We start from the raw sequence: 14,179 nt of genomic DNA on the forward strand, positions 1-14,179 counted from the left end.
TCCTCAGCTTTCGGGCAGATATTTTGCGGAGCTCAGCGAATAAATACGGTTGTCGCCGCCGTTCTGGCGGCGGCTGACGGAAACGCTCACGCTGACCATGGTCCCTCCGCCGGAGGGCGTTTTTTTCAGGGTGACGTCGGCAACGTAGCGCGGGTCGGTATCCGTCTGCTTCCAGTCGCGGTCGTAAAGGATGCGGTAGCTTCCGCCGTTTTCCTGCTTTGCGGTTTTCAGCGCCTCGGGCAGCTGATCGGGCGAAGAGAGGGAACGGACCTGCTCCGCGATATTTTCCGCCTGAATCACCGCGACGCTCAGGTCGCTGCTCTGCCGCGCGCGGTTGTCGGCCTGCACAAAAAGCTGCAGGGTGACCGTGACGGAAACGGCGAAAAACAGGATGACCAGAATGATCTCCACAAAAAAGCTGTTGACCTGTACCGCGTTCCGTTTCATTCCATCACCTGCTTTATGTAAGGGAAAGGCTGAGCGCGAGCGCGCGGCTGTTTTCGCCGCTGACCGAAAGGCTCAGCCGGTTCCCGTCTTTCTCCATGGAAAAGGAGGACACCGGCGTAATCCTGTCGCCACTGCCTACGCTGAAGCCGTTTTCAGCGCTTGTGAAATATTCCATCAGATAACCGTCGTGATAGTAAATGTAGGTCTTGTACTCCCGTCCGCTGAAATCGGAGCGGATCACCAGCGTCTGCCGCCCGTCCAGGGTTTCCACGGAAACGTCGCGGCTGTCCGCCGAGTGGACCTTATTGGTGACATAAGAAAGGGTGGCGCGCGTTTCGTTGTTGCTGTCCATTTTACCCACGATCCCGCGGTAAACATTTGCCCCGATCAGCACCAGAAACAGGGAACAGACCGCGAACAGGCAAAAAATCAGCAGGATGAAAACGGTATGGACGGAATGGGTATTTCTGCTGTTCAAGCTGGATCCCTCCCTGTTAAGATTCGGCGCCTTTCTCCAGCACCCTCACCGAGGGCATGATGTTGCTGCCCGCCGTTTCATACTGGACGACGTATTTGCCGTGGTCGATTTCAATTCCGTAGTGGTCCTCCAGATACTGAATATCCGGCGGGTAGAAGCCCTCCACCGCGTAGCAGTTGACAATGGCCTTCTGTACGGCCGCGCGGGTCACGCGCAGCTTTTCCTCACTGTTCGCGCGAAGGGCGCCGCTCAGGCCGGACCAGAAAAGGGACAGCAAAGCGCAGAAGAGAAGGACGGAAAGCAAAAGGTCCCTGTAAGCGAATTTCTTTTTGTAAAGCCGCAAGCGATCGCCCCCTTTCCCCTAACCGATCGACGACATGATTCCCATCAGCGGAAGCATGACGGAAAGCAGGATCGCGCCGATAATGATCGACAGCGCCGCGACCATGGCGGGCTCTATCACGGAAACCGCGCGGCTGACGGATTCGTCCGCGTCCTCGCTGTAAATCTCCGCCAGATGGCGCATCACGGAATCAAGGCTGCCGGTTTTGCAGCCGATGCGCACCATGCCCGAATAGATGCCGGGAAAAATATCCGCTTCGCTCAGCGCCTGTGTAAAGGAGGAGCCGGCGCTCATCAGCGCGCGGCAGCGGTCCACTTTTTCGGCGACCGCCCGGCTGCTCAGAATGCCGGGAACCAACCCCAGCGCCTGTTCGGTATCGTATCCGCTGGAAAGCAGCATGGAAACGGCCGACGCGAAGCGCGCCAGCGCGATTTTTTCCGAAAGTTGCCTTGTCAGCGGGAAATTGCTTAAGAAACCGGTCATCCACCGGTATCCCTTTTCCGTTTTATAAAGGATCAGCGCGGCCAGAAGAAATAGGGAAAGCAGGAAAATCAGGGCCAGCGCCCAGCTGCCGATCACGCTGCCCGCGCGCATCACGGCGGCGGCCGCGTCGGAAACGTCGCTGCCCATGTCCAGAAAAACCTCGTTGAAAACAGGAAGGACCTTGATGACCAGAACGGAAACGACCGCCGCCATCATCAGGACAAGGATCAGCGGATACAGAAGCGCGCCGCGCACGGAGCTGCGCAGCCTGTCGTCGCGCTCGTAGTAGAGGGCCAAAGCCTCCAGCACATTGTCGAGGTTGCCCGCCTTCTCGCCGATATTCACCATGTTGACCATGTATTTCGGAAAAGCGCCGGTGCTGTTCAGCGCAAGGTACAGCGAGCCGTTCTGCTCCACCGCCGCCTGGATCCGGTGGATCAGCTCCCGTCCCTTTTCATCCGCAATATTTTCGCTGATCGTGCCGATGCCCTCCCGCAGGGGGATTCCCGCCCGCAGCAGAAGAACCACCTGGGAACAGAAGAGAGAAACGTCGCCCGAGGAAAGAGGCTTTGTTTTACGCTGGCTGACAGCCGGGTTTTGATCCATGGTTCATCCTCCAAACCGCCGATTGGCTTTTTTGTTCCGATTCTCCGCCGTTAATAGTATTTTTCCGCCGTATAGGTTCCGGCGGACTGTCCGGCCGCGGCAAAAGTGGAATCGTAGCGCTTCCACCCGTCCAGATAAATCTCGTTCCAGGCGTGGTATCCTACGCTGGTGTTGCCGATGATCAGCCGCGTCGGGATTCCCTGCGCGCGGCACATGGCGGCCATCAGCGCCGCGTAGTCGAAGCAGATGCCCGTTCCGGCGGACAGCGTGCTGTCCACATTGGGCAGATAGCCCGCTTTTACGCTGCGCGCCTTCTGATAATCGTACTTGATGGCTGAGGTAATAAATTGATAAATGGCAGAGACCTTCTGCGCGTTATTGGTGGCCGAAGCGCAAAGGCTTTTCGCCTTGGCCACCGCCGCGGAGGAAGCGCCGTAACTGACGTACTGGTTGGGGTAAAGCGTATACCCCCAGCCCGAAACGGAAGCGCTCAGCTCCGTGGAGCAAAGCTCGGCGTAGCTGTTCCCCGAAACATTTTCCATAAACCGCACTTTATAGGTACCGCTGCCGCTCTGCAGGGGAAGGGCGGCATAAGCGCCGTTTCCCGCAAGGTTGTACTGGTAATAGGAGGAACCGCCGTTGAAATAGACCAATACCTTGATGACCGAGGAACCGCTGTAGCGTACCATGACATAGCCCTGCCCGGCGTTGCTGTAATCGACCGAAGCGCCGCTTTTGCTGAAAACCTCCGTGCCGGGGGCCTGCGGCATCTTCGCCGTGACGGCGGGCATCGGCTTTGCGGAGGGGGCCGGGGCCGCCTTGGGCGGCAGGGACGAACTCATTACGACCGTTTCGGAAGAGGGGTTCAGGACCTTGGAAACAAGACCCTGTTTGGAAGAGGACGCCGGTTCCGACGGTACGGAGGAGGATTCCGCGGCTGAAGAGGAACCGTCCCCGGCAGAGGAAGCTTCCCCGGAGGAAATGTCCCGTGAAGAAGACGGAACCGAAACGGCGCCGGACTCCGCGGGAAAACCTACGGAGGAGGAAACCGGCGCCGGAGCGCTGCCGGGGGATTGCCCGGCACAGGCGGACAGCAGAAACGCGAGAAAAAACACAAGGAATATGGATTTGTATTTCCGCATGTCGTCCCTCCCCTCAGCCCGGTTTCAAATCGCTTACTCCGCTGAATCGAGCGCGTTGATTCTGGTGGAAATTTTCACATTGTCCCTGCGGTACCGGAAACGGAATTTCTGCAGGATACGGTCTACCACCATTTCCGCGTTTTCGTAGCTGATGAGGGGCAGCATCACGATAAACTGTGTGGCGCTGTAGGAAGCGACCGTGTCCCCCTTGCGCAGGCTGTCCATAATCGTGGCTTTCAGCCGCTCGGAAGCCAGCTTGGCGACCCGCGGCTTCGGCAGCTCGCCGTCCAGGCCGCTGATGGTGAACAGAACAATAAAGACCGAGCTTCCGGTGCGCGCCACTGAGCGCGCCTGAATCCGGTAGATGGATTTGAATACGTCGTAATCGCAGTAGTATGCGCCTTCCACGGCGGAAGCTTCTTTCAGGTCGTTCTTAATGACGCCCAGGTCCATTTCCACGTTGTTGATGCTGTTGACCAGCTGCTTATACAGCGCGCGCATGGATTCGGAGATATCCACGCCCAGCTCCTTGTAAAACAGGTCGATCACATGGTTGTAATGGTCCAGCGCCTTGTTGCGCTGGCCGGTGGAAAGGTAGCCGAACAGAAGCATCTTGTGGATGGATTCCTCAAGCGGGGAATAAATCAGCGCGTTTTCACAGATCTGGGTCACCTCGTCGAAACGGCGAAGATCAATCAGCAGCCCGCAGCAGCGCAGCACGCACTGATTGTAAAGGTTCGCGTAGTACGCGCCGGCGGAAATCACCCAGTTGCTGTAGGCCGATTTGGGCAGGAACTCCCCGCAGTAAAGCTGAAGGGCGGCTTGAAACGCCCGTACCCGTTCGTCCTGCGTTTTGGAAACGTCGCTCCCCAGCCTGTAAAACTCCGTAAGCTGTTCCGTGTCGATCAGGCAGGAATAACTGTTGTTCCACGAATAGGTATTGTGGATATACTGAATGTACTCCGCCCTGTCGTTTCCCGAAAGTCCCTTTAAAAGTTCCCGGGCCCGGTAAACAAGGTTTTTCAGAGCGTTCAGCGGGTCGTTGCATTGATTGTCCGGCCACAGCACTTCCACCAGCTTTTCGGTGGAATTCTCCTTATGCCGGTTCGCGATCAGGTATTGAATCAGCATCCACACCCTTTTGGTGCGGCCTTTCAAGTTGGTAAGCTGATTGCCGTTGATGGTTATGGAAAATTCGCCCAGCATTTTGACCTGAATCTGTTCCTGTGCAACAACGTCGGGCCGCATAAGCGCTCATCCCCTTCCGAAAAGATCGACCGGAATATATATAATTATGGTAACACATGGAAATCAAATTGACAAGGAAAATTTGATACAGGAAAACCTATATTTTTACAAAAAAGAAGCATCCTCCGTCAGGAGGACGCTTCTTTTTCGACTTCATCCAGCACGATCGCGCCGGTTTCTCTCGTTCGGTTCATATCGATGACGCGCTGGTTCCGGCTCCCCCGGAACACAAGGGTCAGGTCCTTCTGCTCCTGCAGGAACGGCCCGTCGATCAGCACGTCGGTTTCCCGCAGCAGCGCGTCGGTGTCCGGGTCGTGCCGCGCGCAAAGCTGCTCATAGGTGTAGCCCGTAAAAACGGTCAGATCCAGCTTTCTTGCGTGGATCCGCCCGGCCAGCTCCGCCAGCGGCTTCGGCTGGGAAAAAGGCTCCCCTCCGCTGAAGGTCACGCCCTTCAGGAGCGGGTTTTCACAGATTTCGGCGAACAGGTCGTCAATGTCCGCCCATCTTCCGCCGTTAAAATCGTGGGACTGCGGGTTGTGGCAGCCGGGACAGCGGTGGGGGCAGCCCTGTGCAAACACCACATAGCGGAAGCCCCTTCCGTCCACGATCGACTCGGGCTCGATCCCGCAGATTTTCAGCTTAGAGCCCATGCTTCACTCTGTCCCTTTCCTCCGCGCGCTTCGCGTTGTTCCACCGGTCGGTGGTGCCGACCAGATACCCGGTGATCCGGCGGATCCGCTCAAATTTGGGGCCGCCGTCGTTTTCGGTGCGGTGGCACTTGGGGCATTCGTTGTCGATAATCCCGTTGAAGCCGCAGACCGGGTCGCGGTCGACCGGGTGGTTCACCGAACCGTAGCCGATGCCGTGTTCCTTCATGCAGCGGATCACCGCTTCAAACGCGTCGATATTTTTGCAGGTGTCGCCGTCCAGCTCCACATAGCTGATATGGCCCGCGTTGGTCAGCGCGTGGTAAGGCGCTTCCAGCTCGATTTTCCGAAACGCCCTGATCGGGAAATAGACGGGCACATGGAAGGAGTTCGTGTAGTATTCGCGGTCGGTGACGCCCGGAATCTTGCCGTATTTCTTCTGGTCAATGCGCACGAAGCGGCCGGAAAGCCCTTCCGCCGGAGTGGCGAGCAGGGTGAAGTTCAGGCCGGTTTTCGCCGATTCGTCGTCCATCCGCTTTCTCATATAGGAAACGATTTCAAGGCCGAGCTTCTGGCTTTCCGCGCTTTCCCCGTGATGCTTGCCGGTCAGCGCTTTCAGCGTCTCGGCAAGGCCGATAAAGCCCATGCTCAGGGTGCCGTGCTTCAGGACCTCCTCCACACTGTCCTGCGGGTCGAGCTTTTCGGAGTCGATCCAGACGCCCTGCCCCATCAGGAACGGATAGTTGTATACCTTTTTGGAGCACTGGATTTTGAAGCGGTGCATCAGCTGGCGGATGACAAGATCCATCCGTTTGTCCAGCATTTCATAGAAAGCCCTTAGGTCGCCCTTCGCCTCGATCGCGATGCGGGGAAGGTTCAGCGAGGTAAAGCTCAGGTTTCCGCGTCCGCAGGTGACTTCCTTCGTCCTGTCGTGAACGTTGCCCATGACGCGGGTGCGGCAGCCCATATAGGCCACTTCCGTGTTATAGTCGCCTTCTTTATAATACTGCAGGTTGAACGGCGCGTCGATAAAGCTGAAATTCGGGAACAGGCGCTTTGCGCTTACCTTGCAGGCCAGCTTGAACAGGTCGTAGTTGGGGTCGCCCTCGTTGTAGTTAACGCCCTCTTTTACCTTGAAAATCTGTACGGGGAAAATCGGCGTTTCGCCGTCGCCCAGCCCGGCGGAGGTGGCGTTCAGCAGGTTGCGGACGACCATGCGCGCTTCCGGCGAGGTGTCGGTGCCGTAGTTGATGGAAGAGAAGGGGACCTGTGCGCCCGCGCGGGAATTCATGGTGTTCAGGTTGTGGATCAGCGCCTCCATCGCCTGGTAGGTCGCCGACTCGGTGTTGCCGGTGCCGGTCTTTACGGCGTACCGGTGCGCGCGCGCGGCTTCCTCTTCGGAGATTTCTTCAAAGCCGTTTTTCTTCTGGTGCTCCGGAAGGTAGGCTTTCAAAGCCTCGCCGTACCGGCCGGCGGCGGAAAGCGTAATGTCCGTGCCCAAATCCGCCCGGACGGCTTTGACCAGCGCGTCGGCGTCCGCTTCCTTCATGCCGTTCGCAATCTGGAAAAACTGGGAAAGCGCTTTGAAATAAGCCTTCCGGAAGGTTTTGGCGACGCCCGGCGCCAGGGAATAATCGAAATTCGGAATGGACTGCCCGCCGTGCATCTCGTTCTGGTTGGCCTGAATCGCAATACAGGCCAGCGCGGCGTAGGAGCGGATATCGTTCGGCTCGCGCAGCGCGCCGTGGCCGGTACAGAAGCCGCCCTTGAACAGCTTGATCAGATCGATCTGGCAGCAGGTTTCCGTCAGCATATAGAAGTCCTCGTCGTGGATATGGATATCGCCGTCAATGTGCGCCGCGGCAATATCCTTCGGAAGGACGTAGTTGTTGATAAAATATTTGGAACCTTCGGAGCCGTATTTCAGCATGGTCCCCATGGCGGTGTCCGCGTCGATGTTCGCGTTTTCGCGCTTGATATCGGCGTCCTTCGCGTCGCGGAAGGTCAGCTCCTTGTAGATATCCATCAGGTCGCCCTCGGCCTGGCGGATTTTGGCGTGCTCCGCGCGGTAAAGGATGTAAGCCTTCGCGGTTTTGGCGTAGTCCGCGGCGATCAGGGTTTCCTCCACCGTATCCTGTACCTGCTCGACGGTGGGGACGCTGTCGCCCTGAAAAGATTTGACCACCTTGCCCGTCAGCCGGTCAAGGACGGGCGCGCCCATCTCTTCCTCCGCGACCGCCTGATTGGCTTTATAAATCGCATTGCGAATTTTTTCTTTATCGAACGCCACGACCACACCGTTGCGCTTCTGTATTTTGACAGCCATTTCGAACATTCCTTTCAAAGCAAATCAAAGCAAAAATTCCGTAATTTGCCCTTTTTTTTCAGTGGATACTTTGAATTTTACCGCAATATTGTGTGCTTGTCAACAATATATTGTGTTAAATTTTTAATTATTGGAATTATTACACTATATGTACCACTTTGATACAAATGTAGAAAAAAGTCGGAATCAGGCACAAAAAGCCCCCCTTCCGGGGGGCGGTATTTTTGAAACGGGAACTGCCGTTACCGCAGAATCGCGTTGATCTCGCGGATCTCCTCTTCCGAGAAATCAAGATTGTCCAGCGCGCCAATATTCTCTTCCAGCTGGGAAACGCGACTGGCGCCGATCAGCACGCTGGCCATCACCGGTTGGCGCAGCACCCACGAAAGGGCGAACTGCGCGGTGGTCTGGCCCCGGCGCGCTGCCAGCTTGCCGAGTGCGACGACCTTTTCGATGGTTTCAGTCGTAATGCGGTCCTTGTTCAAAAAGACGGAAGCTCCCGCAGCGCGGGAATCCTGCGGGATGCCGTTGTTGTATTTTCCGGTCAGAAGGCCCTGAGCCAGCGGGCTGAACGCGGTCGCGCCCATGCCGCAGCCGGAAAGCGCCCCAAACAGCCCGTCCTGTTCCACCTTTCTGTCCAGCAGGCTGTAGCGCGACTGGCAGATCAGGCAGGGAACGCCCATCTCCTTTAAAAGGGAAGCGGCTTCCTTTGCCTTATCGGGGCTGTAGTTGGAAATCCCGGCGTAAAGCGCCTTGCCGCTCTTAACCGCGTGCGCGAGCGCGCCCATGCTTTCTTCCAGCGGGGTCTCCGGGTCCATGCGGTGATGATAGAAAATATCCACATAGTCCAGCCCCATCCGTTTCAGGCTCTGGTCAAGGCTTGCGAGCAGGTACTTGCGGGAGCCGAAATCGCCGTACGGGCCGGGCCACATGGTATAGCCCGCTTTGGTGGTGATGACCATTTCGTCGCGGTAGGGGTGCATGTCCTCCTTCATCAGGCGGCCGAAGGTCTCCTCCGCGCTGCCCGCCGGGGGGCCGTAGTTGTTGGCAAGGTCAAAGACGGTGATGCCAAGGTCAAACGCGCGGCGGGTGACGGCGCGGGCGGTTTCGTACTGGTCGTAGGTGCCGAAATTGTGCCAGTAGCCGAGCGAAACGGCGCTCAGCTTCAGGCCGCTTTTGCCGCAGCGGCGGTACTGCATCTGCGTATAGCGCGTTTCCTCCGCGGTGTAGGGGGGAACCAGGGTGTATCGCTCCATCTTATTTCTCTCCTTTGATTTGTTTTGAGGCCCAGGCGCACAGAAGCTCCACCGCGGGAATCAGGTCGCCTCCTGCGGGGGTGATCCGGTACTCCACCTTCGGCGGAATCTGCTGGAACTGCTGGCGCACGATCAGCCCGGAGGCCGTCAGCTCGCGCAGGCTCTGGCTGAGCATCATGTCGGTGATCGGGGGAATCTGCTGCTTGATTTCGCCGTAGCGAAGGCTTGCGCCGCCGCGCAGCGCCCATAAAATCCGGAGCTTCCATTTGCCGCCCACCGCAGCCAGCGCATACGAAAGAGGATCCTCGGAAGATTCCTCCGCCGCGCCTTCCCGAATTTTTTCCGCAGACTCCAGCTTTGGCTCCGGGCGCTTTGCGCGCTTCTTTTTCTTTTCCTTGTCTTTTTTCATGTCCTGCCTCCGACGCTTCGGATCATCGGCACAGCCGCAATTTTACCACGCGGGTTCCAGACGCCCGATTTTCAAGACTGTCCCACTCAATAATATTGAGTATATCATGAATAATAAGCATATCATAGCACCGTCAAAGCGGATTGTAAACAAAAATGTGCTACCGGGTTCCCGCCCGCCGCCAGATTCCGTAGGACAAAAGCGCCGCAAGGCAAAAACCCGCGCCCAGCAGCATGGATGCCGCGACGCCCGCCTGCGCCGCTTTGCCGAACAGCAGGTTGGTGCCGGCGGAAACCACGTCCATGGCGACCGAGTAGGCGGAAAGGACGGCGGCGCGGTTCCCGGCGGAAACCGTGCGGTTTTCCGCCTCCATCTGAATGGGTACGAAAAGGGAGGCGGCGGTGCGCAGCAGAACGACGCACCCGACGGAAAGCACCGGGTTCCCGGAAAAAAACATTGCCAGGCACGCCACACCTCCGGTCAGGAACAGCAGCGCACAGGCTTTGCCTTCCCCCATCCGGCCGACCAGCCGGTGGGAACGCGCGGCGAAGAGCCCGGCGACAATCACGGGAAGATACAGCAGGCCCATGGTTTCCGGGCGGATTCCTCCGCGCTGGTATTGGAGCTGGTTAAGGAAAACCGTAATTGTCTGGCTGCACTCCGCAAACAGCGCCGCCGCCAGTAAAAACCATAAAAAAGTTTTCTGGTTTTTCAGGGTGACGAACATCCCGAAAACCTGTTTACGGAAATTTTTGGAGTTTTCAACATGGTTTTCCACTTCTGTTGAAAAGATTGTTAAAAGGAGCGAGAACCCGTAGCTGAAAACCGTAAAAAGCGCGGACAGGGAACTGTTTCCGTGCAGAAAAAGGGAAAATACTGTCGAAGCCAGCAGAGTTCCGGCGGAACCCATGGCGGAATAAATGCCGAATACCCGAAGGGAATCGGCCTTTCCTGCCGAAAGGTAGAGAAACGCGCTGTCGCAGCCGGAAAGGCCGCTGATCACCACGGCAAGGATCAGCCGCTCCAGCAGGAACATGCCGAAGCCGGCCGCCTGCCAGAAGACGATTTTTGATACAAAATAGAAAAAGTTACAAATCAGCAGGGTCCGGCGGTATCCGATGCGTTCCGCCAGAAAGCCCCATGGAAGCTCAAGCGCAAGGCTGACCACCATGCTGATGCTTTCGATCAGCGTGATCTCAAAAATCCCCAGCCCGCGCGCCTGCCGGTACAGTGTGGCAATGGGCGCGTAGAACACCATGCCCTGAAGCAGGGCGACGCCGTACAGCAGATAAACATTCCTTTTATTCAAAGAAAAAACCTCCTGTCTGAATCCGGAGACAAAAATCAGGCCCATTGAAAAATTTGGGTCGGATTTTCCTGCCGAAAATCAAATCGGAAGGTTTTCCACTGGCTGTCCTTTTTGTGTGGAAAAGTTTTGAACTTTTAAACGGCGGTCACGCTCCGCTTTGGAGAATACACAGCCGCAGTAATCCTGCCGGTACAGATTGTATTTTGTCGAAAGCGCGATGGAACGCTGGTAGCCGTTTTTCTTTTTGAAGTCGGAATACAGGTAGCGCACGCCGGATTCTTTTTCCAGCTGTGCGCCGATGGCGTTCAGTTTTTCCGCGTTTTTGTACGGGCTGATGGAAAGGGTGGTCGTAAAGCAGTCGAACCCGCCCTCTTTTGCCGCCTGAGCGGCTTCCCGCAGCCGCAGGGCATAGCAGGAAAAACAGCGTTCGCCGCCCTCCGGCTCGTCCTCGTGCCCCTTCGCAAGGGCGAAAAAGCGGCCGGTGTCATAGTTTCCCTCCAGGAAGGAAACGGGGTTCTTCGCCGGGAGCGCCGCGATCAGACGCTTCACTTCCTCCACGCGCTTGCGGTATTCGTCCTCCGGGGAAATGTTGGGGTTGTAATAAAACAGCGTAATCCGGAAATAGTCCGAAAGGTATTCCAGCACATAGCTGCTGCACGGCGCGCAGCAGGCATGCAGCAAAAGGGAGGGCGTTTCGCCGTGCAGGCCGGCAATCACAGCGTCCAGCTGCTTCTGATAATTGATTTTGACCATGGTGCCCTCCTTTTCTGTCTTTGGGTAAAGGTTTTGCTTTCCCGTACTGCCGTCAATGAAAACCATAGTAGTGGTCAGCCGACGGGTTTGGACTCCTTCAGTCAGGACCTGCCGGTCCGGGAAGCGCCTACGGCGGACTCGACTGCAAGCAAGAAGATGAATTGATCGCTAATTCCGTCGTTCTAAGTAACGCCGGCAGGGTCCCATAAAATCCCCCTGCACCCCCGGGGTATCCCCAAAGTACCTTTATATGACACGGTATCGTTATGGTTTTCATTGACGGGAGATACGGAAACGGGGATGAAACTCCCTCAGTCAGGCTTCGCCTGCCAGCTCCCTCACAGAGGGAGCCTTAGACGAACCCCTGCCTCCCTCTGTGAGGGAGGCGGCACGCCCGGCGCGACGGAAGGAGTCAATCACGCATAACTGTCTGAGAGCGTCGCCGTAGGCGCGTGCCGACCGCATGGTCCGCTTTGCTTCATTATAACAGGTTATAGGATTTGCTACAATCTTTCCATTATGATAAAAACCAAAAACTTTGCCGTAAATGGAAAACGGCGCTCCGCTGTTTTGCGGAGCGCCGGATAGTTATTCCTTCGGAAGGAGGCCTATGCCCAGCTCGGTAAGCTGTTTTTCGTCCACGTCCGTCGGCGCGCCCGACATCAGTTCGGAGGAAGAGGCGACCTTCGGGAACGCAATCACGTCGCGGATGCTGTCGCAGCCGAGCATCAGCATCACCAGACGGTCCAGGCCGAACGCCATGCCGCCGTGCGGCGGGGCGCCGTAGCGGAACGCGTCGGTCAGGAAGCCGAAGCGCTTCTGCGCTTCCTCGGGGGTGAAGCCCAGCGCCCGGAACATGCGCTGCTGCAGCTCGGGGTCATTGATACGGATGGAACCGCCGCCCAGCTCGTTGCCGTTTAAGACCATGTCGTACGCAATGGCGCAGACATTGCCGGGGTCGCTTTCAAGCTTGTCGATGTCCTCTGCGCGCGGCGCGGTGAACGGGTGGTGCATCGCCATATAGCGGTTTTCTTCCTTGCTGAACTCAAACAGCGGGAAGTCCGTGACCCACAGCAGGCAGGGCTTGCTTTTGTCGATCAGGCCAAACCGCGCGGCAAGCTCGCAGCGCAGCGCGCCAAGGGAAGCATACACCACGGCGTCCTCGTCGCTCGCGACAATCAGCAGCACGTCGCCGGTTTCGGCGCCCATGGTTTTGCGCACCGCGGCGGTTTCCTCCGGAGCAAGGAATTTTTCAAAGGAAGAGGTCTCCCCGCCTTCGGTCAGCCTTGTCCACGCGATGCCTTTTGCGCCGTAGGCCTTCACCCATTCGGTCAGCTTGTCGATTTCCTTGCGGCTGAGCTTGTCGGCAAGGCCCTTCAGGTTGATGCCGCGCACGCTTCCGCCGCCCTCGACCGCGCCCTTGAACACGCGGAATTCGGTCTGCTTCAAGTCCTCCGTCAGGTCGATCAGCTCAAGGCCGAAACGCAGGTCGGGCTTGTCCGAACCGAAGCGGCGCATCGCCTCGTGCCAGGTCATGCGGCGGAACGGCGTCTGGATATCGATATCCAGAACCTGCTTGTAGACCTGCTTCATAAAGCCCTCGCCGACCGCCATCACGTCGTCCTGATCCACAAAGGACATTTCCAGGTCGATCTGCGTGAATTCCGGCTGGCGGTCCGCGCGCAGGTCCTCGTCGCGGAAGCAGCGGGCGATCTGCATGTAGCGGTCAAAGCCCGAAAGCATCAAAAGCTGCTTGTAAAGCTGGGGCGACTGCGGCAGCGCGAAAAAGCTGCCCGGGAACACGCGGGAAGGCACGAGGTAGTCGCGCGCGCCCTCCGGCGTGGATTTAATCAGGACCGGCGTTTCGACCTCGATAAATCCGTTGCTGTCGAAGTAGTCGTGGGCAACCTTCACGATTTTATGGCGGCCGATGATTTTATTCTGAACGTTGGGACGGCGCAGGTCCAGGTAGCGGTATTTCAGCCGCAGGTCTTCCTTTACGTTGGAATCCGCCGCGATTTCAAACGGCGGGGTCTCGCTCTTCGCCAGAACGCGCAGCTCCCGCACTTCGATCTCAATTTCGCCGGTCGGGAGCTCGGCGTTCTTGGACGAACGCTCGCGCACCGCGCCGGTCGCCGCCAGCACATATTCCGCACGGGCGGAGAACGCCTTGTCGAAAACCGCGCGGTCGGTCGCGTCGTTGAACGCAAGCTGAAGGATGCCCGTACGGTCACGCAGGTCGATAAAGATCAGCTGGCCCAGGTCGCGCTGGCGCTGCACCCAGCCGCAAACCGTCACGGTTTTGCCGATATCGGCGGCGCGCAGCTCGCCGCAGTAGTGGGTCCGTTTCATTCCTGTCATGAATTCTGCCATTAAAATAGCCTCCAATTAATGATATTCAATCTCAGACTGCCGATAAAATCGCTGGGTCGCTTTTGCCCCCTCGGCGAGGGGGCAAAAGAAGTCGAACTGTGCTTTCGTATCCCCGTCAATGAAAACCACCAAGATGCCGTGCCACATAAAGACACTTTGGGGATACCTGGGGGTGCAGGGGGATTTTATGGAACCCTCCCGCCGGGAATTAAAAATCCCCACTGCGCGCACTTTGCCTACTTTCGGGCAAGAACCGAAAGTAGGGGCCTGCCCGGCCTGAGGGCAAAGCTGACGATCAACTCCTGCTTGCGGTGATGCACTAATGGGGGTAATATGGGGAGACTCCCTCAGTCAGGCTT

The 14,179-nt window shown here is 57.4% G+C and carries 13 protein-coding genes; all 13 read right to left on the reverse strand.

What is annotated here, in order from left to right:
- Window positions 1-3: 3 nt before the first annotated feature.
- Window positions 4-447: a hypothetical protein gene (locus VXK30_RS00105; RefSeq protein ID WP_275715096.1), complete on the reverse strand. Its 444-nt coding sequence runs from the start codon at window positions 445-447 to the stop codon at window positions 4-6.
- A 13-nt stretch (window positions 448-460) separates the two neighbouring features.
- Entirely contained in the window at window positions 461-925 is a 465-nt protein-coding gene (locus tag VXK30_RS00110; RefSeq protein WP_275715094.1) for a DUF4860 domain-containing protein, read from the reverse strand.
- Window positions 926-941: 16 nt separating this feature from the next.
- A complete protein-coding gene (locus VXK30_RS00115; protein WP_275715092.1) occupies window positions 942-1,268 on the reverse strand; it encodes a hypothetical protein in 327 nt (108 codons plus the stop codon).
- Window positions 1,269-1,286: 18 nt separating this feature from the next.
- Window positions 1,287-2,357, reverse strand: coding sequence for a type II secretion system F family protein (locus VXK30_RS00120; RefSeq protein WP_275715090.1), 1,071 nt, complete (start codon window positions 2,355-2,357; stop codon window positions 1,287-1,289).
- A gap of 50 nt (window positions 2,358-2,407) precedes the next feature.
- Complete coding sequence (locus VXK30_RS00125) at window positions 2,408-3,499, reverse strand: transglutaminase-like domain-containing protein (RefSeq protein ID WP_275715088.1); 1,092 nt, start codon at window positions 3,497-3,499, stop codon at window positions 2,408-2,410.
- Between the two features lie 33 nt (window positions 3,500-3,532).
- Window positions 3,533-4,747 carry a BTAD domain-containing putative transcriptional regulator gene (locus tag VXK30_RS00130; protein ID WP_275715086.1) on the reverse strand — a complete coding sequence of 405 codons (1,215 nt, stop codon included), beginning with the start codon at window positions 4,745-4,747 and terminating at the stop codon, window positions 3,533-3,535.
- 128 nt (window positions 4,748-4,875) lie between these two features.
- On the reverse strand, window positions 4,876-5,397 hold the full coding sequence (gene nrdG, locus VXK30_RS00135) for an anaerobic ribonucleoside-triphosphate reductase activating protein (RefSeq protein WP_275715083.1): 522 nt from the start codon (window positions 5,395-5,397) through the stop codon (window positions 4,876-4,878).
- Window positions 5,387-7,720 (reverse strand): anaerobic ribonucleoside triphosphate reductase, encoded by a 2,334-nt coding sequence (locus VXK30_RS00140; RefSeq protein ID WP_275715081.1) that lies wholly within the window; start codon window positions 7,718-7,720, stop codon window positions 5,387-5,389. Before VXK30_RS00140 ends, nrdG begins: the two co-directional genes overlap by 11 nt.
- Window positions 7,721-7,962: 242 nt before the next feature.
- Window positions 7,963-8,976, reverse strand: coding sequence for an L-glyceraldehyde 3-phosphate reductase (mgrA, locus tag VXK30_RS00145; protein WP_275715079.1), 1,014 nt, complete (start codon window positions 8,974-8,976; stop codon window positions 7,963-7,965).
- A gap of 1 nt (window position 8,977) precedes the next feature.
- A complete protein-coding gene (locus VXK30_RS00150) occupies window positions 8,978-9,385 on the reverse strand; it encodes a winged helix-turn-helix transcriptional regulator (protein WP_275715077.1) in 408 nt (135 codons plus the stop codon).
- A gap of 160 nt (window positions 9,386-9,545) precedes the next feature.
- Complete coding sequence (locus VXK30_RS00155) at window positions 9,546-10,694, reverse strand: MFS transporter (RefSeq protein ID WP_275715075.1); 1,149 nt, start codon at window positions 10,692-10,694, stop codon at window positions 9,546-9,548.
- 78 nt (window positions 10,695-10,772) lie between these two features.
- Window positions 10,773-11,447: an epoxyqueuosine reductase QueH gene (locus tag VXK30_RS00160; RefSeq protein ID WP_275715073.1), complete on the reverse strand. Its 675-nt coding sequence runs from the start codon at window positions 11,445-11,447 to the stop codon at window positions 10,773-10,775.
- A 588-nt stretch (window positions 11,448-12,035) separates the two neighbouring features.
- A complete protein-coding gene (gene aspS / locus VXK30_RS00165; protein ID WP_275715071.1) occupies window positions 12,036-13,820 on the reverse strand; it encodes an aspartate--tRNA ligase in 1,785 nt (594 codons plus the stop codon).
- Window positions 13,821-14,179: the final 359 nt, after the last annotated feature.

The sequence above is a fragment of the Caproiciproducens sp. CPB-2 genome (genome assembly GCF_036287215.1).
In the GTDB taxonomy this organism is placed as follows: domain Bacteria; phylum Bacillota; class Clostridia; order Oscillospirales; family Acutalibacteraceae; genus Caproiciproducens.